Annotated in this window: 13 protein-coding genes and 1 riboswitch; of the genes, 3 read left to right on the top strand and 10 right to left on the bottom strand. The window is 67.3% G+C overall.

What is annotated here, in order from left to right:
* Positions 1 to 19: 19 nt before the first annotated feature.
* Positions 20 to 658 (bottom strand): 16S rRNA (guanine(527)-N(7))-methyltransferase RsmG, encoded by a 639-nt coding sequence (rsmG, locus tag AC5P65_RS00140; protein WP_111098844.1) that lies wholly within the window; start codon positions 656 to 658, stop codon positions 20 to 22.
* 39 nt (positions 659 to 697) lie between these two features.
* A complete protein-coding gene (locus tag AC5P65_RS00135; protein ID WP_019661752.1) occupies positions 698 to 1,297 on the bottom strand; it encodes a 4'-phosphopantetheinyl transferase family protein in 600 nt (199 codons plus the stop codon).
* A gap of 84 nt (positions 1,298 to 1,381) precedes the next feature.
* Here AC5P65_RS00135 and AC5P65_RS00130 point away from each other — a divergent pair, with 84 nt between their 5' ends.
* Positions 1,382 to 1,633, top strand: coding sequence for a GlsB/YeaQ/YmgE family stress response membrane protein (locus AC5P65_RS00130; protein WP_005411656.1), 252 nt, complete (start codon positions 1,382 to 1,384; stop codon positions 1,631 to 1,633).
* A gap of 81 nt (positions 1,634 to 1,714) precedes the next feature.
* On the opposite strand, the gene xth is transcribed toward AC5P65_RS00130, so the two are convergent.
* The 4 genes from xth to AC5P65_RS00110 all read right to left on the bottom strand — a co-directional run bounded on the left by xth (position 1,715) and on the right by AC5P65_RS00110 (position 7,497).
* The gene (gene xth / locus AC5P65_RS00125) at positions 1,715 to 2,482 is read right to left on the bottom strand and encodes an exodeoxyribonuclease III (protein ID WP_111098845.1); all 768 of its coding nucleotides are present in this window, start codon (positions 2,480 to 2,482) and stop codon (positions 1,715 to 1,717) included.
* A gap of 174 nt (positions 2,483 to 2,656) precedes the next feature.
* On the bottom strand, positions 2,657 to 4,066 hold the full coding sequence (locus AC5P65_RS00120) for a coniferyl aldehyde dehydrogenase (RefSeq protein WP_111098068.1): 1,410 nt from the start codon (positions 4,064 to 4,066) through the stop codon (positions 2,657 to 2,659).
* 214 nt (positions 4,067 to 4,280) lie between these two features.
* Positions 4,281 to 5,942 (bottom strand): MFS transporter, encoded by a 1,662-nt coding sequence (locus AC5P65_RS00115; protein WP_005420402.1) that lies wholly within the window; start codon positions 5,940 to 5,942, stop codon positions 4,281 to 4,283.
* Between the two features lie 127 nt (positions 5,943 to 6,069).
* Positions 6,070 to 7,497, bottom strand: coding sequence for a DcaP family trimeric outer membrane transporter (locus tag AC5P65_RS00110; protein WP_111098069.1), 1,428 nt, complete (start codon positions 7,495 to 7,497; stop codon positions 6,070 to 6,072).
* A 245-nt stretch (positions 7,498 to 7,742) separates the two neighbouring features.
* On the opposite strand from AC5P65_RS00110, the gene acs reads away from it, so the two are divergent.
* A complete protein-coding gene (acs, locus tag AC5P65_RS00105; RefSeq protein WP_111098070.1) occupies positions 7,743 to 9,686 on the top strand; it encodes an acetate--CoA ligase in 1,944 nt (647 codons plus the stop codon).
* 113 nt (positions 9,687 to 9,799) lie between these two features.
* Complete coding sequence (locus AC5P65_RS00100; RefSeq protein ID WP_111098071.1) at positions 9,800 to 10,465, top strand: response regulator transcription factor; 666 nt, start codon at positions 9,800 to 9,802, stop codon at positions 10,463 to 10,465.
* A 102-nt stretch (positions 10,466 to 10,567) separates the two neighbouring features.
* On the opposite strand, the gene AC5P65_RS00095 is transcribed toward AC5P65_RS00100, so the two are convergent.
* The 4 genes from AC5P65_RS00095 to AC5P65_RS00080 all read right to left on the bottom strand — a co-directional run bounded on the left by AC5P65_RS00095 (position 10,568) and on the right by AC5P65_RS00080 (position 17,877).
* Positions 10,568 to 11,023, bottom strand: a complete 456-nt coding sequence (locus tag AC5P65_RS00095; RefSeq protein ID WP_111098072.1) for an REP-associated tyrosine transposase — start codon at positions 11,021 to 11,023, stop codon at positions 10,568 to 10,570.
* A 147-nt stretch (positions 11,024 to 11,170) separates the two neighbouring features.
* Positions 11,171 to 11,746 (bottom strand): manganese efflux pump MntP, encoded by a 576-nt coding sequence (locus AC5P65_RS00090; protein WP_111098073.1) that lies wholly within the window; start codon positions 11,744 to 11,746, stop codon positions 11,171 to 11,173.
* Positions 11,747 to 11,834: 88 nt separating this feature from the next.
* Positions 11,835 to 11,924: riboswitch (yybP-ykoY riboswitch) on the bottom strand.
* A gap of 140 nt (positions 11,925 to 12,064) precedes the next feature.
* On the bottom strand, positions 12,065 to 15,523 hold the full coding sequence (locus tag AC5P65_RS00085) for a hybrid sensor histidine kinase/response regulator (protein ID WP_111098074.1): 3,459 nt from the start codon (positions 15,521 to 15,523) through the stop codon (positions 12,065 to 12,067).
* Between the two features lie 206 nt (positions 15,524 to 15,729).
* Complete coding sequence (locus AC5P65_RS00080; protein WP_111098075.1) at positions 15,730 to 17,877, bottom strand: S46 family peptidase; 2,148 nt, start codon at positions 17,875 to 17,877, stop codon at positions 15,730 to 15,732.
* Positions 17,878 to 17,917 lie beyond the last annotated feature (40 nt).

Here is a 17,917-nt window from a genome sequence, read left to right as displayed (position 1 = left end):
AAAGGGCTGGCGGCGCGAATCAGGGACCTGCAACGGTGACCAGGTGGCGTTCGCCGGCCAGGCCGGGCACGCTCAGCGGGGTCACCTCACGCACCTGCCAGCCAGCCGGCAGTTCCGCGATCTCCTCATGCGGGTAGACGCCCTTCATGGCCAGCAGCACGCCGCCGGGCCGCAGCAGGTGGCCACCGACGCGGACGATGCCGGCCAGGGTGTCCATCGCGCGGGCGGTCAGCTGGTCATAACGGCCGGCCTCGTCCAGCGCCTCGGCGCGCGATTCGGCGACGCGGGCATTGCCCAGGCCGAGCTGGCGCACGGCCTCGCGCATGAAGCGCGCCTTCTTGCCGTTGCTCTCGACCAGGGTGACCTGCAGGCCCGGGCAGGCGATCGCCAGCGGGATGCCCGGCAACCCGGGACCGGTACCGAGGTCGGCCAGGCTGCCATCAGCCACGAACGGCTGCATCGCCAGCGAATCGAGCAGGTGGCGGGTAACCATCTCCTGCGGGTCGCGGATGGCGGTGAGGTTGTAGGTGCCGTTCCAGCGGTGCAGCAGGGCCAGGTAGCGCAGCAGCGGCGGCGCCAGCGCGGCGTCCAGGCCCATGCTGGCCAGGCCCTGTTCCAGCGTGGCAGCCACGCTGGCGGGAAGTGGGTGTTCGCTCATGCCGCCATTATCGCCGGTTTTGCGCGCTGATTCCCCGCTTCAGTGCGGATACCAGGCCAACGCCGCACGGAACTGGCCGCTGGCCTGCCATTCGTGCAGGTGCCAGCGCGCGGCCTCGCCCAGTTCCAGGTCGCACCAGCGCAGGTGCAGGGCGCCATCGGCCCCCGGCGCCAGCTGCAGGCGGTGCAGGCCGAACGAGATGCCCTGGCCGTGCGCCTTCAGGATCGCCTCCTTGACGCACCACACGCGGAAGAACCAGTGCTCGCGGTCGGCCTCGTCCAGGCGTTCCAGCCAGGCCACCTCCTGCGGGTGGAAGAAGCGCCGCACGATTTCCAGAAGACGCGGCCGCGGCCGCAGCAGTTCCAGGTCCACGCCCAGCCGCACGCCTTCGCCCAGCGCCACCAGCAGCACCTCACCGCTGTGGCTCCAGCCGGTCCCGTAGTGGGCCAACGGGCCGCTCAGCTCCGGCCGGCCCTTGTCGTCACGGACCAGTGGCAGCGTCTGCGGATCGGTGCCCAGCGCCTGCGCCAGTACCTGCCGGGCCTGCGGTTCACCGCGCTGGCCCGGCACGTGCGGGCAGCGCCAGACCGTCACCGGGCCGAAGCGCCAGGGGCCGTCGAGGGTGGCTGGCAGGCTCATCCGCACGCGCCCATCACGCAATTGCACGACGGGTTCACAGCCGTGCGCGTCAACTGGTCACAGTTCCCCACCGGAGGTTCGATCATGGGCATCATCATCTGGCTGATCGTCGGCGGCATCGTAGGCTGGCTGGCCAGCATCATCATGAAGCGCGATGCCCAGCAGGGCATCATCCTCAACATCGTGGTCGGCATCGTCGGCGCGCTGATTTCCGGCTGGCTGTTCGGCGGTGGCATCAACGAGGCGATCACCATCCGCACCTTCCTGTTCTCGCTGATCGGTGCGGTGATCCTGCTGGCGATCGTCAACCTGTTCACCCGCAAGAGCATACGGTGATCTGAGGGGTAGCGCCGGGCCATGCCCGGCGTCACCCTGCCGCCGCTGCGCTCGCCGGGTATGCCCCGGCGCTACCTCAACTCAACCCAGCTGCACCCACGCCGGCGCATGGTCGCTCGGGCGTTCCCAGGTGCGCGGCTCGCGGTCGATGCCCGAAGCCACCGCACCGCTCTTCAGCGCATCGGAAACCAGGGTCAGGTCGATGCGCAGGCCCAGGTTGCGACGGAAGCCGGCGGCGCGGTAATCCCACCAGCTGAAGGTACCCGCCTCGTCGTTGTGCAGGCGGAAGCCATCGTGCAGGCCCAGCTGCAGCAGCTTGTTGAGCGCGCCACGCTCAGCGGTGGAGGTCAGGATGTGGTTGTCGTTCCACACCTCCGGGTCGTGCACGTCGCGTGCGTCCGGGGCAATGTTGAAGTCCCCCATCACGATCAGCTTCGGGTGCCGCTGCAGCTCCTGCGCGATCCAGGCGTGCACCGCCTCCAGCCAGCGCAGCTTGTAGTCGTACTTGTCGGTACCGATGTCCTGGCCGTTGACCACGTACAGGTTGATCACGCGCAGGTCGCCGAAGGTACCGGCGATGACGCGCTTCTGCTCGTCCTCGAAGCCGGGAATGCCGATCTGCACGTCCTGCGCAGGCTCACGCGACAGCAGCGCCACGCCGTTGTAGGTCTTCTGGCCGGCGAACACGCTGCGGTAGCCCGCGGCGATCAGCGCCGAATCGGGGAACTTGTGGTCCTCCAGCTTGGTTTCCTGGATGCCGACGATGTCCGGGCCGAAGTCCTTCAGCCACTGCTCCAGGTGCGGCAGGCGGACATTGAGCGAATTGACGTTCCACGAGGCGATCTTCATGCGGGCATTCTACCCGGGTGGCCGGGATGGGGCTCGGGCCGGATTCCCGTGTAGAGCCGAGCCCACGCTCGGCTGCATTGATCGGCACCCAGCCAGGAGCAGCCGAGCGTGGGCTCGGCTCTACAGAAGAATCGGGCCGGGCCCTGATTCAGCAGAGCCACGCCCTGCCTGGGTTCACCGCAGCAGCAGCTTCAACAACCCCGCAATCTTCGAATACGGCGGCCGCAGCCGGTCGCTGGCCGCCCAGCGCGACTGCCACAGCACCGGCAGCCGCTTGCTCATCGCATCGAACCCGGCCCGGCCGTGGTACGCGCCCATGCCACTGGCCCCTACCCCGCCAAACGGCAGGCCATCGGCGGCGAAGTGCAGCAGCGTGTCATTCACCGTCACCCCACCGGCCACCACCTGGCCGAGGATGCGTTCCACCGTCGCGCGGTCCTGGCTGAAGGGGTACAGCGCCAGCGGGCGGTCACGCGACAGCACGTCGGCCAGCGCGGCATCCAGGTCCGGATAGGCCCGCACCGGCAGAATCGGGCCAAAGATCTCCTCGCGCATCAGGTCCAGGTCATCCGGCGGGTCCAGCACCACGGTCGGCACCAGCAGGCGCTCGCGGTCGGCGCGCGCCTCATCCACCTGCGCCAGCGGAATCACCGGCACGCCGCGTTGCCGCGCCTGTGCCAGATAGCCCTGCAGGCGACGGTACTGGCCGTCGTTGATGATCCGCGTGTAGTCGTCGGCATCGCTGAAGTCGCCGTAGCGTTCGCGCACCTGCTGCTGCAGCGCCTGCACGAACTCGCGCTGGCGCGCGGTATCGATCAGCACGTAATCCGGCGCGATGCAGGTCTGGCCGGCGTTGAACCACTTGCCGGTGGCCAGCCGCGCAGCGGCTTTTTCAAGTGGAAAGTCGCTGCAAACGATCGCCGGCGACTTGCCGCCCAGTTCCAGCGTGACCGGTACCAGATGTTCGGCGGCGGCGGCCATCACCTTGCGGCCGACGGCCGTCGAGCCGGTGAACAGCAGATGGTCCAACGGCAGCGACGACACCGCTGCGGCCACCTCCGCCCCGCCCTGCACCACCGCCACCCGATCGGGCGGGAACACGCTGGCCAGCAGATCGGCCAGGAACGCACTGGTGCGCGGCGTGTGTTCCGAAGGCTTCAGCAGCACATGGTTGCCCGCAGCGATGGCGGTGGCCAAAGGCACCAATGCCAGCGTGACCGGGTAGTTCCAGGGCGAGATCACCCCGACCACGCCCAGTGGCGTCGGCCGCAGCTGCGCGCGCGCTGGCCACAACTTCCATCCCGCCGATGCCCGCTGCGGCTTCGACCAGCGCCGCAGGTGGCGGCGCAGGTGGTCGATGGCCGACAGCACGCTCATGCCATCGGCCAGCTTCGATTCAACGTGGGCGCGATGCCCGAAGTCCTCGGCGATGGCCGTGGCCATTTCGTCCAGGCGTGGCTTCAGCCCCTCGCGCAGGCGGCGCAGGTCGGCCCCACGCTGGTCGAGCGTGGGGCGCTGCGACTGCCAGGCGCTGCGCAGGGTGTGCAGGATGGCGGGGAGCTCGGCCGGGGTGATGGTGGTCATGGGCCGACTATACGGGGTGCCGCGCATCGCCATGGTAGTGCCGGCCGCTGGCCGGCAATGGGTTCATGTCTGCGGAGATTCATGGGGTTGCCGGCCAGCGGCCGGCACTACCGGAATGCGAGCCGAAATGACACGGCGCAGAAAACAGAAAGGCCGCGATCTGCACCGCGGCCCCTGAAACGCGGTGGGTGCCGACCGTTGGTCGGCACGCCGGTTACTTGGTGATATCCACGTTCTTGGTTTCGCGCAGGAACAGGCCGCCGATCACCACCGACATCAGTGCGATCGCGATCGGGTACCACAGGCCGTAGTACAGGTTGCCGGTACCGGCCACCAGCGCGAACGAGATCGCCGGCAGGAAGCCACCGAACCAGCCGTTGCCGATGTGGTACGGCAGCGACATCGAGGTGTAGCGGATGCGGGTCGGGAACAGTTCGACCAGGTAGGCGGCAATCGGGCCGTAGACCATGGTCACGTACAGCACCAGCAGCCACAGCATGAAGATGGTGCCGGCAATGTTGATGCGCGCACCATCGGCCTTGGCCGGGTAGCCGGCAGAGGTCAGGGCGGTCTTCAGTTCCGCGCCGAACGCATCGGCCTTGGCCTTGCCTTCTTCCTTGGTCAGGCCGGCGGCCTCATACGAGGTGACGCTGGCGCTGCCCACATTCACCATCGCCAGCGAGCCGGCGGCGGCGGGCTGCACGTCGTACGGCACACCGGCCTTGGTCAGCGCAGCGGTGGCCACGTCGCAGGAGCTGGTGAACTTGCGCAGGCCCACCGGATCGAACTGGAACGAGCAGGTGGCCGGGTCGGCGACGACCAGTGCCGGCGAGCTGCTGCGCGCTTCTTCGATGGCCGGGTTGGCGAAGTGGGTCAGGCCCTTGAAGATCGGGATGTAGGTGATGGCCGCCAGCAGGCAGCCGGCCAGGATGATCTTCTTGCGGCCGATGCGGTCGGACAGCCAGCCGAAGAAGATGAAGAACGGCGTGCCCAGTGCCAGCGCTGCGGCGATCAGCAGGTAGGAGGTGGTGGCATCGACCTTCAGCATGCTGCTGAGGAAGAACAGCGCGTAGAACTGTCCGCCGTACCAGACCACGGCCTGGCCAGCCGCTGCACCGAGCAGGACCAGCAACATCAGCTTCAGGTTGCCGCCCTTCAGGCTGTCGCGGAACGGGGTCTTGGAGCCCTTGCCTTCAGCCTTCATCTGCTGGAACAGCGGCGATTCGCTCAGCTGCAGGCGGATCCATACCGAAATGCCCAGCAGCAGGATCGACACCAGGAACGGGATGCGCCAGCCCCAGGCCTCGAAGGCCTCGTTGCCCAGCGTCATGCGGCAGGCCAGGATGATCAGCAGCGACAGGAACAGGCCCAGCGTGGCGGTGCACTGGATGAAGCTGGTGTACAGGCCGCGCTTGTCGTCCGGCGCGTGCTCGGCCACGTAGGTGGCGGCACCGCCGTACTCGCCGCCCATCGCCAGGCCCTGGGCCAGGCGCAGGATGATCAGGATCACCGGTGCGGCAAACCCGATCGAGGCGTAGTTGGGCAGCACGCCGACCAGGAAGGTCGAGATGCCCATGATCAGGATGGTGACCAGGAAGGTGTACTTGCGGCCGATGCGGTCGCCGAGGCTGCCGAAGAAGGCCGCGCCGAACGGACGCACGAAGAAGCCGGCGGCGAACGCCAGCAGGGCGAAGATCATGCCCGTGGTTTCATTGACGCCACTGAAGAACTGCTTGGCGATGATGGCCGCGAGCGAGCCGTACAGGAAGAAGTCATACCACTCGAAGACCGTGCCGAGGCTCGAGGCGAAGATGACCTTCTTGTGGCCCTTGGTCAGGGTGCCCGCTTTATGTGCGGTGCTGGGTGTACTGGACATGGGACGCTTCCCCTCCGAAGCAATCGTTGTTGGTGGGTGCCGACCGTTGGTCGGCACTCAATTCGGTAGATGCCGACCTTGGCCGGCACCCCATCTCGGTAGGTGCCGGCCGCTGGCCGGCACGCTCTTAGAAGCTGTACTTCGTGGTGAACTGCAACCGGGTGATGTCACCCTTGTTGCCGTTCTCCACTTCGCGACGGCCATACATCAGCTCGGCGCCGATATCGACCTTGGGCAGCGGTGAATAGAAGATGTTGCCGCGGACGCTCTGCACGCTCTTGGTCACCAGCGGGCCGAGGATGCTGTCGTTGTCGTAGTCGCTGCGCGCGTAGATCAGGTTGGTGCGCAGCTTCGGCGAGAACGCATGCCGCCAGCCGACGTAGCCGGCCAGCACGCCGGTCGGGTTGAGCTCATCGCGGGCCACGTCGTAGGCGCTGTCGGCGGTGATGCCCAGGCCGATGTAGCGGGCGATGCCTTCGCCGCCGGTCAGCTGGTAGTGCAGCGAATCGCTGTCACCCATCACCCACTTGCCGCCCAGGGTCAGGCCGCCGGCCACCTTGTCGGCCTTCGCGCCGGTGACCTGGTTGTCGACCTTCAGCTGACGGACGATGCCGCCGACGCCGAAGGTGCCCCAGTCGCCCTTCCAGCCATAGCGCAGGGTCAGGTCGGGCAGGCTGCCACGGTCGGAGTTGGCGCTGGCGTTGGTCCAGGCACCGGTGACCGGGTTGCGGGTGCCGGTGAGGGTGGTGGTTTCCGGGTTTTCCAGTGCGACACTGAAGCCGCCCTGGGTGTAGCGCACCTGCGCCTGGCGCACGAAGATCACGCCGTCGGTGGGGCCGACGAAGTCGACCGCTTCGGGCAGTGCGGCCGCGTCCATGAAGTTGGACCAGGTCTGGCCGGCCAGCCAGTTGTTCCAGTACATGTAAGCGTGGCGCAGGGTCACGCCGTAGGTGTTGGTGGCGGTCTGGTTGCCCAGCGAGTTGCCGAAGAAGTCCATCTCGAAGAACGCACCGGCCTTGTTGCCCGATTCGCTGACGTTGTCGATGCCCAGGTTGAAGCGCGAGAACTTGGCATGGGCGTTGAAATCGGTGCCCGAGCGCTTGCCGCTGCCGCCAGCGCCTTCGACCGGGGTCTGGCCCGGCAGGTACAGCGAACGGCCGGTGGCGTCGTCGGCCAGCTGGCCATCGCTGGTCTGGGTGGCCAGGAAGTCGGCCTTGATGAAGCCGCCGATCTTGACCGTGGTGCCCGGCGCGGCGCCCGGGGTGAGGGTGGTGACCTGGATCGGCTGCTTGCCGGCCGGCACCTGTGCGACCGGCTTCTGCTCGGCCTGCACCGTGCGCACTTCGGTCACGGCCTGCTGGGTCTGGCTGATCTGGGTCTGTTGTTGTTGCTGCGAAGACAGCAGCAGCTGGACCTGGCGTTCCAGTTCGGCAACGCGTGCTTCCAGTGCCTTCTCTTTGGCGGTCTCTGCGAACGCCATGCCCGGTGCGACCAGGGCGACCAGCAGGCAGGCCGCCAAAGGTGTGCGCACGGCTTTCAACGTACGGTGGCTCATGTTGCCCTCTCTCCCAAGTGGCAAGGTGATGCCGCGCGTGGGGCACGGTCGAGCCGAGACTGCGGGGCGATTATGTATAGCGGCTATTCGCCATTGGTCGAACCCGGGCCTGCAAGGCGCTCACTTTCGACCATGGTCTAACCAGGGTGGTGACGCGGCCGGGGGTGGATGGGGCAAACTGAGGGGGATCGGTCGTTGCAATGCTGCGACCGCACATACAAAGTCAACGTGCAAGTGAGGGTGCCATGGCTGATATCTACCCCGTCGATCCGCAGTTCGCCGCCAAGGCACGCATCGACAAGAAGACCTATGAACAGCAGTACCAGGCGTCGGTGGCCGATCCGGATGGATTCTGGGGCAAGGCCGCCGAGCGCCTGCAATGGATGCGCAAGCCGACGAAGATCAAGAACGTCAGCTATGACCTGTCCGACTTCCGCATCAAGTGGTTCGAGGATGGCGAGCTCAATGCCAGCGTGAACTGCCTGGATCGCCAGCTGGAAACGCGCGGCGACAAGACCGCCCTGCTGTTCGAGCCGGACGGCCCGGATGCACCGGCCCAGCATGTGACCTATCGCGAGCTGTACGAGCGCACCTGCCGCCTCGGCAACGCGCTGCGCAACCTCGGCGTCAAGAAGGGCGACCGGGTCACCATCTACCTGCCGATGATCGTCGACGCCGCGGTGGCCATGCTGGCCTGCGCACGCATCGGTGCGATCCACTCGGTGGTGTTCGGTGGCTTCGCGCCGAACTCGATCGCCGACCGTGTCAGCGACTGCCAGAGCAAGCTGATCATCACCGCCGACGAAGGCCTGCGCGGTGGCCGCAGGATTCCGCTGAAGGCCAACGTCGATGCCGCGCTGAAGCTGCCGGGCACCAATACCGTGGAAACCGTGCTGGTGGTGCGCCACACCGGCGGTGCCGTGGACATGCAGGCCCCGCGCGACCGCTGGTTCCACGATGTGGTGGACAGCCAGCCGTCCACCTGCGAACCGGAACCCATGAACGCGGAAGACCCGTTGTTCATCCTCTACACCTCCGGTTCCACCGGCAAGCCGAAGGGTGTGCTGCACACCACCGGCGGCTACCTGCTGTATGCGGCCTACACCCATGAAGCGGTGTTCGACCTGCGCGAGGACGACATCTACTGGTGCACCGCCGACGTCGGCTGGGTCACCGGCCACAGCTACATCGTGTACGGGCCACTGGCCAACGGTGCGACCTCGCTGATGTTCGAAGGCGTGCCGAACTATCCGGACACCTCGCGCTTCTGGAACGTCATCGACAAGCACAAGGTGAGCATCTTCTACACCGCCCCGACCGCCATCCGTGCGCTGATGCGCGAGGGCGAGGAGCCGGTGAAGAAGACCTCGCGCGCGTCGCTGCGCCTGCTCGGCAGCGTCGGCGAGCCGATCAACCCGGAGGCCTGGCGCTGGTACTACGAGGTGGTCGGCGACAGCCGCTGCCCGATCGTCGATACCTGGTGGCAGACCGAGACCGGCGGCATCCTGATCTCGCCGCTGGCCGGTGCGATGGACCTCAAGCCGGGTTCGGCCACCCTGCCCTTCTTCGGCGTGCAGCCGGCGCTGGTCAATGCCGATGGCGAGATCCAGGACGGCCCGACCGAGGGCAACCTGATCATCCGTGATTCCTGGCCGGGCCAGATGCGCACGGTGTACGGCGACCACCAGCGTTTCATCGATACGTATTTCCGCACCTACCCGGGCAGCTACTTCACCGGCGACGGGTGCCGCCGCGACGAAGACGGCTATTACTGGATCACCGGCCGCGTCGATGACGTGATCAATGTGTCCGGCCACCGCATCGGCACCGCCGAAGTGGAAAGCGCGCTGGTCTCGCACCCGAAGGTGGCCGAGGCGGCCGTGGTCGGCTTCCCGCACGACGTCAAGGGCCAGGGCATCTACGCCTACGTCACCCTGGTGGCCGAAGAGGCCCCCAGCGACGAGCTGCAGAAAGAGCTGGTCGCGTGGGTGCGCAAGGAGATCGGCCCGATCGCCACGCCGGACCACCTGCAGTGGGCGCCGGGCCTGCCGAAGACCCGCTCGGGCAAGATCATGCGCCGCATCCTGCGCAAGATTGCCGAGAACGCGCCGGACCAGCTTGGCGACACCTCGACCCTGGCCGATCCGTCGGTGGTGGCCTCGCTGGTGGACGAGCGCAAGGTGCGCTGACTGCGGGCGCAGAACGCGCCAGGGACGTGGCCGGGAGGAGGGACCCGGCCGTGTCCGACCCGTCCTGCACCTGCCATCACGTCGCTCTTTTTCCTGATCGATAAGCTCGACCCATGACCACCCTCCTGATTGCCGATGACCACCCGCTGTTCCGCGAAGCCCTGCGTGGAGCCGTGCAGCGGGTCATCCCCGGCGTGCAGCTGTTCGAGGCCGACAGCGTGGAAGCGCTGTACGCGCTGGCCGACCAGCACAACGACGCCGACCTGGTCCTGATGGACCTCAACATGCCCGGTGCGCAGGGTTTCAACGCGCTGGTGCACATGCGCTCGCTGCACCCGCACCTGCCGGTGGTGGTGGTGTCCGCACGTGAGGAGGCCACGGTGATGCGCCGCGCGCTCGACCACGGTGCGCTGGGCTTCATTCCGAAGTCTGCGGATTCGGACACCATCGGCCATGCGCTGGGCGCCATCCTCGATGGCGAGACCTGGGCACCGCCGGAAGCGCACAACGTGCCGCCTACCGGCAGCGAAGAACGCGAAGTCGGCCAGCGCCTGCGCGAGCTGACCCCGCAGCAGTTCCGCGTCCTGCAGATGCTCGGCGCCGGCCGCTTGAACAAGCAGATCGCCTACGACCTCAACGTCTCCGAAGCAACGATCAAGGCCCACGTCACCGCCATCCTGCGCAAGCTCGGCGTAACCAACCGCACCCAGGCCGTGCTGATGGCCGGCAAGCTGGCCATCGACGACGACGCCATCGTACTGCCGCCGGAAGAAGACTGAAGGTGACGGACTGCGGAGCCGAGCATGGGCTCGGCTCTACAGACGTCATGATGCCCCTGTAGAGCCGAGCCCACGCTCGGCTGCTCTTTGCCTCAATACCAATCACTCCTCAAGCAACCATCGACTCCACACATAGGGGTATTCCCCGATGCGCGTGGCCAGTCCAGCACGCACGGGATTGGCCGCGATGTACATCGCCTGCGTGCGCAGGCACTCATCGCCGCGCAGCGCATGGTCGTAGTATCCCGGCTGCCAGATCGGCGCGTTGGCATCAGCGCGCCTGGCGATGGATCTTCCACTCCGGGACTTCAGGATCTGCATGCGGCCGGCCAGCGTGCCCGTACGCAGCTCGATCAACCAATGCAGGTGGTCCGGCATGATCACCCAGGCCAGGGAGAAGGTACGACCGGTTTGCTCGACTGTGCGCAGCGCTTCGATCAGAAGATCGACGTTGCCCTTGTCACTGAACCAGGGACGACGCGCATGCGTCACCGTCGTAAGGGCATAGACATTGCCGGTATGCGACCAACGACCATAACGGAGTGCGGGACTGGCCATGCGAAGACGCTATGGCACGCGTGACAGCCTCTCCATCAGTGCAACACCGCAATGCTTGTCAGCCAACACCCTGATGTAGAGCCGAGTCCATGCTCGGCTGCCATGCAAAGCAGCCGAGCGTGGGCTCGGCTCTACAGATTTCCCTGCTTACCCCACGCCGTGCAGGTGTTCGTACAGGATCGTCGCGCCGATGATCATCAGGATCACGCCGCCGATGATCTCGGCACGCTTGCCGACCATGCTGCCCAGCACGCGGCCGAGCATGATGCCGACGGTGACCATCGTCAGCGTGCACAGACCGATGACCGCCGCCATCACGCCGATATGCACGTCCATGAAGGCCAGGCCGATGCCCACGGCCATCGCGTCGATGCTGGTGGCGAAACCGGTCAGCGCCAGCTTCCAGAAGCCGTGGTGCTGCGAAGGGTCTTCGTCTTCCTCGGCACTGTCCGGGCGCAGGCCGTTGTAGATCATGTGGATGCCCAGCGCACCGAGCAGGCCGAAGGCGATCCAGTGGTCGAATGCTTCCACGTACTGCAGGGCGGCACGGCCGAGCAACCAGCCGATGATGGGCGTGATCGCCTCGATGACGCCGAAGATGATGCCGGCCCGCAGTGCATCGCGGAACACCGGCTTGCGCATGGCCGCACCCTTGCCGATCGCCGCAGCGAAGGCATCGGTGGACATGGCAAAGCCGATCAGGAGGATCGAAATGGGGGACATGGACAGCGGCTGAGGTCGGGCTAGGACGGACGCACGGCCTGCGCTCGCGCCCAACCTGACGTTGCGCGCGCGGGCCGCTGGTCTCGCCAACCATCATGGTTGTCCACGCCACGGCGCACTGGCCGAGTATGTTGACGTGGACGATTCCTGCGAAGGAATCCGGCTACTCCCCAAGGGGACGCGAAGCTTAGCATCGCGATTCGCGCGTGGCGCATTTCCAGCGAAACGCGCAGGCAGGGCTGGTTTGTATAGCGATGGCTATATCGGCGCCGTGCAGCGCGCGGAAGCCGAGCATAGGCTCGGCTCTACAGTTGCCAATCAGGCGTCGCTATTGCCGGCGTCGCGCAGCGCGCCGAGGAAGGCGCGCAGCGAGGCCGGCTTGATCGGCTTGGTCAGCACGCGGTAGCCGCGTTCGCGCGCCATCCGCTTCAGTTCGTCGCGACCATCGGCGGTCAGCAGCGCACCCGGCAGCGGGTAGCCGGCCGCCTCGCGCAGCGCCACCAGCGCATCCAGGCCATCCATGCGATCGTGCAGGTGGTAGTCCACCAGCATCACCTGCGGTCGCTCGGCGATCTTCTCCAGTGCCTGGTCGACGGTGGCGGCGGTGATCACCTGCACCTGCCAGCGGCCGAGCAGTGCGCGCATGCCGTCGAGGATTTCCTCGTCGTTGTCCACGCACAGCACCCGCAGGCCCGCCAGCGAATCGCTGCGCACCGGTGTGGCCACGGCCTGGGTCGCCTTGGCAGGCTCGGTGTAGCCGGGCAAGGGCGCAACCCGTGGCAGGATGATCGAGAACATCGAGCCCTTGCCGACGCGGCTGCGTGCGTTCAACCGATGATCAAGCAGGCGCGAGATGCGCTGGCAGATCGACAGGCCCAGGCCCAACCCCTGCTCGCCCCAGTCGAACGGCTGCTGGTAGCGGTGGAACTCGTCGAAGATCTGCCGCATGTGGTGTTCGGGAATGCCAGGGCCGGTATCCCACACCTGCAGTTCCACCTCGTCGCCGCGCTGGCGCACGGCCAGCACGATGCGCCCCTGGCGTGTGTAGCGCAGTGCATTGGCCAGGAAGTTCTGCAGTACGCGGCGCAGCAGGCGGCGATCGCTGCGTACCCAGGCCGCGCGCGCGAACAGGTCCAGGCGCAGGCCACGGCCCGCAGCCACCGGCGTGTACTGCGCAGCCAGCTCGCGCATCAACGCACTCACATCGAACTCGCCGATCACCGGGTGCAGGCCACCGGCATCCAGCCGCGACACGTCCAGCAGGCCATCCAGCAGTTCTTCGGCCGCGCGCAGCGACGCATCCACGCGTTCGGCCAGGTGCTTCTGCTCATCGCTCACGTGGTCGCTGTCACGCAACGCCGAAGCGAACAGGCGCGCGGCGTTCAGCGGCTGCAGCACGTCGTGGCTGATCGCCGCCAGGAAGCGCGTCTTCGACTGCTGTGCGACCTCGGCCTCATGCGAGCGCTCGGCGACGCGCTGTTCCAGCGTCTCGTTGGCTTCAAGCAGCGCCTTTTCGGCGTGCTTGTAGTCGGTGATGTCGTTGTAGCTGGTCACGTAGCCGCCGCCGGGCAGCGCCTGGCCGCGCATCTCGATCACCTTGCCGTCGCTGCGGGTGCGCTCGAACACGTGCGGCGAACCGGCGCGCATGTAGCCGATGCGGCGGTTGATCTGTACTTCGATATCGCCCTCGCCCAGCTCGCCGCGCTCGGCGTTGTATCGGATCAGGTCGGCCACCGGGCGGCCCACGTAGAGCATGCCGTCGGGGTAACCGAACATGTCCTGGTAGCGGCGGTTCCACGCGGTCAGGCGCATGTCCGGATCGACCACGCTGACCCCGGCGCTGATGTTCTCCAGCGTGGTCGACAGGATCTCGCGGTTGAAGCGCAGTTCCTGCCCGGCTTCGTCCAGCACCGCCACCACTTCGCCAAGGTCCATGCCCGAGCCACGCAGCAGGCTGGTCAGCAGCAGGCGCGCCGAGGCCGCACCAATCGACGCGGCCAGCAGGCGTTCGGTGAACTGCACCCACGGCCGGTCGGCCGGCGCCGAGGATTGCAGCTCGCGGCCCAGCGACTGTGCCTGCTCGAAGAACGAGCGCCGCGCATGGCGCTCGCCGACCACGCGCGAGGCAAGTGCCAGCAGGTCGCCCACGTGCACATGACCGGGCCAGCCACCGGCCACCGACGGGCGCTCGGCATACGGGTCGAGGAACGGCGCGGCGCGCAGCCGCTCGTCCACACCGGGGCGCCAGCGCGCGGACACCAGCATCATCGTCGCCGCGTTGACCAGCAGCGACCAGAACGTGCCGTGGGTCAGCGGATCCCAGCCGGTCATGCCGAACAGCTGCTGCGGACGCAGCCACTCGATGCCGAACGGGCCGTGCTGCACCCAGGCGGCGTCGACCCAGCCGGCCATGGTCATCGCCGGCAGCAGCAGGGTGTACAGCCAGGTGGCGAAGCCGAGCAGCATGCCCACCTCGACACCACGCCGGCTGGCACCGCGCCAGTACAGGCCGCCGATCAGGCCGGGCGCGAACTGCGCTACCGCCGCGAACGCCATCAGGCCGTACGAGGCCAACGTGCTGTCGTTGCTGCTGGTGCGGTAGTAGCTGTACGCCATCAGCGCCAGCAGCAGGATCGCCAGGCGGCGGATCCACAGCACGCGCGAGGCGACGTCGGCGGCCTCCTGGTGGTCACCGCTCCGACGCAGCAGCACCGGCATCACCAGGTCGTTGCTGACCATGGTGGCCAGCGCGATGGACGACACGATGACCATGCCGGTGGCCGCCGAAAAGCCGCCCACGTAGGCGATCAGCGCCAGTGCGTTGCGGCCCTCGGCCAGCGGCAGGGCCAGCACCATCGAGTCGTCGGCGACGCTGCCGCCGGTGCCAAACAGGGTCACGCCGGCGGTGGCGATCGGCAGCACCATGCCCGAGATCAGCACCAGGTAGCCGCCGAACATCCAGCGCGCGCGGCGCACGTCGCGCACATCGCCGCACTCGACCACGGCCACGTGGAACTGGCGCGGCAGGCAGATGATGGCCAGGAAACTGAGCAGGGTCTGCGAGATGAAGCCCACCGGCGGCAGGCCGGTGAACAGCGTATGCACCGACTCGACCACCGCGTCGGTGCGGTTGCTCAGCCAGAGGTAGGCGAACACGCCCACGGCCAGCATCGCCAGCAGCTTGATCACCGATTCGAAGGCGATCGCCAGCATCATGCCGTGATGGTGCTCGGTGGCATCGACCTGGCGGGTACCGAACAGGGTGGCGAACAGCGCCATCAGCAGCGCCACGTACAGCGCGGGATCGGTGAAGAAGCCGGTCGGGCCGGTGTTGCCGGTCAGGACCTGCAGGCTCATCGCCACCGCTTTGTACTGCAGCGCCAGGTACGGAATGATGCCGATCAGCGCGATGATCGCCACCAGCGCCGCCAGCCGCCGCGAGCGGCCGAAGCGCGAGGAGATGAAATCAGCAATGGAGACCACGTTCTGGCTGCGCGCGATCAGCGCCAGGCGCTCGATGATGCGCCAGCCGAACAGCAGCAGCAGCAACGGGCCGATGTAGATCGGCAGATAGCCCACGCCATTGCGCACAGCGGTGCCGACCGCGCCGTAGAAGGTCCACGACGAGCAGTACACGGCCAGTGCCAGGCTGTAGACCACCGGCCGCAGCCACGGCCGGTCGGGATACATCGGCCGACGGTCGCCCCACCACGCCACGCCGAACAGCAGCGCAGCATAGGCAACCGAGACCAGCAGCAGGATCCAGCTGGAGACCACGCGCGCGTTTCCGTCAGGACAGGGGTCAGTAGATCACGACCGCTGGTCGTGCGGGTAGGTCATGGCGGTGGGTCACGACCGTTGGTCCGTCTGGTGGGTCACGACCGTTGGTCGTGACGGGGACATCCGTGCCCACTGACAGTGGGCACCTACCGGGAATCAATGGGCACCCACCAGGAAGCGGTGGGCGCCTGCCAGGTACCGGTTTACTGGGCCGGTACGCCCATTTCCTTCAGCAGCTCGGGCGCCGGGTAGACCTTGGCCAGCAGCCAGCGCAGGTAGCGCATGTCCACGTGCACGGCGCGCTTGTAGCGCGGATCGAACCACCAGCTGGCGCTGACCGATTCCCAGTTGCTGTCGAAGTTCAGGCCGATCAGTTCGCCCTTGGCGTTGAGCACCGGCGAGCCGGAGTTGCCGCCGGTGGTGTCCAGGTTGGTCAGGAAGTTGACCGTCTGGGTCTTCAGCGCCGGGTCGGCGGTGCTGCCGAAGTCACCCTTGGCGATCGCGGCCAGCAGCGGCTTGGGTGCGTCGAACGGATAGGCGTTGGTGTTCTTCTCGACGATGCCGGCCACGGTGGTCACCGGCGAGTAGGTCACGCCATCGCGCGGGTGCAGTGCCTCGACCCTGCCGTAGCTGATGCGCAGGGTGCGGTTGGCATCCGGGTACACGGCGCGGCCCTGCTTGGCACGCCAGGCGAACAGCGCCTGCATGTACGCCGGGCGCAGGCGCAGCTGCTCGCCTTCGCGGGTCTTGCTCTCGTTTTCGATGCGCAGCTGCGCGGCCACCAGCGGGCCGGCCACGGCGATCAGCGGATCGGCGGCCAGGGCCTTGCCTTCGCGTGCGGCGGCAAAGCGCGACAGGCGCTGCGCCTCATCGCCCAGCTGGGTTCCGGCGTACAGGGTGTCCAGCGCCGTGGCCAGCTGCTGCGGGGTGCGGCCGAAGGCCGCGTCGAACTCGGCCACGCGCTGCGCGTCCGGCAGCTGCTGGTAACGGGTCAGCAGGGTGGTCAGCAGGGCCTTCTCGACCTCCGGTGCGTAGCGGCGCTGGACCTGCTTGAGCACGCCTTCGATCATCGCCTGGTCGCGCTGCTGGTAACCGCTCTCGCGCTGCGCGTCCGGTTTGGCCGATTCGATGCGCAGGCGCTCCAGCAGCAGCGCCGAGCGCAGCAACTGGCTCTGTGCGGCGATCTGGTCCAGCAGCAGGTCACGCTCGCCCACCGCCGCGCCCTGTGACAGGTTGGCCAGCAGCGCCTTGATGTCGCTCTGGTACCTGCGGTCGGTGGCGGCCAGCATCGCGGTCTCGTCGGCGGCACGCTGGGCCTTGGCGTCGCTGCGCAGCAGGCCTTCCAGTTCGCCAGCGGCGCGCTTGCGGTTGTTCTTCAGCGACTGCAGCTGCGAGGCATAGCGGGTACGCGCCTGCGCGTCCTTGGCGGTGGCGGCCTCGATGGTGTCGATCATCTGCTGGAACACCGACACGCGGCGCGGCAGCACGGCATCGATCTGGCCGGCGAATTCGGCCGCGGTGCGGTGGCGATAGGTGATGCCCGGGTAACCGGCCAGCATCGCGTAATCGCCTTCCTTCGGGCCTTCCACCGACATCTGCAGGTGCGCCGGTGCCTGGTAGGGCACGTTGTCCTTGCTGTAGGCGGCCGGCTTGCCGTCCTTGCCGACATAGGCGCGCAGCAGGGTGAAGTCGCCGGTGTGGCGCGGCCACATGAAGTTGTCGATCTCGTCGCCGTAGTTGCCGATCGCGCGCGGCGGCGCGTACACCAGGCGCACGTCGCTCAGTTCCAGCTGGGCGATGCGATAGAAATCGGTGCCGTAGTACATGTTGGCCACCGAGCAGCGCACGCTGCCGTCCTTCTCGCACTCGGCCACGATCTGCTTGCTGGCCGCATCCACCGCATCGAAATAGGCGCGACCGGTCTTGCCACGCGCCTGCGCCAGCACCTGGTCGGTCACCTTGTCGAAGCCGACGGTGACCAGCACGCGGAAGTCCGGGTTGGCCGGACGCTCGTCGGCACGGTCCTTGGCGATGAAGCCACCGTTGATCAGGTCGTGCTCGGGCGAGCTGTTGTACTGGATCACGCCCATCGCCACGTGGTGGTTGGTCAGCAGCAGGCCGTCGGCGGACACGAACGAACCGGTGCCGCCACCGGCACGCACCACCGCGCTCAGCGGCGGCGCAGTGACGTTGGCCAGGTCGGCCGGATTGCCCTTGAAGCCTGCGGCCTGCAGCGACTTGGCCAGTTCCGGCAGCTGGGTCGGCATCCACATGCCTTCGTCGGCGTGAGCACCGGCGGCGAGGGTCAGGCCCAGGGCCAGGGCGGTGGGAAGGGCTTTGCGTGGTGACATGAGGCAATCCGGTACGACAGAACAGCCCGGGACCATAGCC

It is taken from the genome of Stenotrophomonas sp. YJH_SMC_48-3 (assembly GCF_059369375.1).
The sequence above is the reverse complement of the archived record's forward strand: the minus strand, read 5'-3'. Positions and strand labels throughout refer to the sequence as shown.

Coding starts and splice junctions, on each gene's coding strand:
- rsmG (WP_111098844.1), bottom strand. CDS start 658: ATGAGCGAACACCCACTTCCCGCCAGCGTGGCTGCCACGCTGGAACAG.
- AC5P65_RS00135 (WP_019661752.1), bottom strand. CDS start 1,297: ATGAGCCTGCCAGCCACCCTCGACGGCCCCTGGCGCTTCGGCCCGGTG.
- AC5P65_RS00130 (WP_005411656.1), top strand. CDS start 1,382: ATGGGCATCATCATCTGGCTGATCGTCGGCGGCATCGTAGGCTGGCTG.
- xth (WP_111098845.1), bottom strand. CDS start 2,482: ATGAAGATCGCCTCGTGGAACGTCAATTCGCTCAATGTCCGCCTGCCG.
- AC5P65_RS00120 (WP_111098068.1), bottom strand. CDS start 4,066: ATGACCACCATCACCCCGGCCGAGCTCCCCGCCATCCTGCACACCCTG.
- AC5P65_RS00115 (WP_005420402.1), bottom strand. CDS start 5,942: ATGTCCAGTACACCCAGCACCGCACATAAAGCGGGCACCCTGACCAAG.
- AC5P65_RS00110 (WP_111098069.1), bottom strand. CDS start 7,497: ATGAGCCACCGTACGTTGAAAGCCGTGCGCACACCTTTGGCGGCCTGC.
- acs (WP_111098070.1), top strand. CDS start 7,743: ATGGCTGATATCTACCCCGTCGATCCGCAGTTCGCCGCCAAGGCACGC.
- AC5P65_RS00100 (WP_111098071.1), top strand. CDS start 9,800: ATGACCACCCTCCTGATTGCCGATGACCACCCGCTGTTCCGCGAAGCC.
- AC5P65_RS00095 (WP_111098072.1), bottom strand. CDS start 11,023: ATGGCCAGTCCCGCACTCCGTTATGGTCGTTGGTCGCATACCGGCAAT.
- AC5P65_RS00090 (WP_111098073.1), bottom strand. CDS start 11,746: ATGTCCCCCATTTCGATCCTCCTGATCGGCTTTGCCATGTCCACCGAT.
- AC5P65_RS00080 (WP_111098075.1), bottom strand. CDS start 17,877: ATGTCACCACGCAAAGCCCTTCCCACCGCCCTGGCCCTGGGCCTGACC.